The sequence below is a fragment of the Luteolibacter pohnpeiensis genome (assembly GCF_016595435.1).
Taxonomy (GTDB): domain Bacteria; phylum Verrucomicrobiota; class Verrucomicrobiia; order Verrucomicrobiales; family Akkermansiaceae; genus Luteolibacter; species Luteolibacter pohnpeiensis.
This window is the reverse complement of the sequence record NZ_JAENIJ010000205.1, coordinates 1-460: the sequence shown is the minus strand read 5'-3', so window position 1 is coordinate 460 and position 460 is coordinate 1. Positions and strand designations below refer to the sequence as shown.

The 460-nt window shown below is 56.7% G+C and carries 1 pseudogene; it reads right to left on the bottom strand.

The window, feature by feature from the left end:
* Window positions 1–460: pseudogene (locus JIN85_RS20970) on the bottom strand (hypothetical protein); the annotation flags it as partial.

The following is a 460-nucleotide window of genomic DNA, read 5'->3' as shown; positions in this document are numbered from 1 at the left end:
TTCACCTTCAGCAAATGCACCACGGCCCGCGCCGTGCGATCCTCCGCATCCGCAAAGTCATACTGGCCGATGACCTCGTACTTCAGCTTCCGGTCGCCGAGTTCCTTCCGGATCGGCACCGATCGCTGCCAACGTTCCGGAATGACCAGATAGACCGTTGAGCCTCCTGGCGCTTCGCGAAGAATCTTCGCCGTCCACGGTTCGAATTCGGAATATGGAGGGTTCGAGAAAATGAACCCCAATTCCTTGTCCATAAGCGTCGTGTTCCAGAAGTTGACCCCGAGGATGAAAATATCGGGCGGAAGCATATCGAGGTGGGTTCGGCTTTTTTCGATCGCATGCAGTGCCGTGATTCCCTCGACTCTCCTTGCCGCCTCAAGCACCTTGCCATTGCCAGCCCCGATATCCACAAACGAGCCGCGCTCTTGGTTCGTTCGAAACGACCACCCTTCAGTCGTCC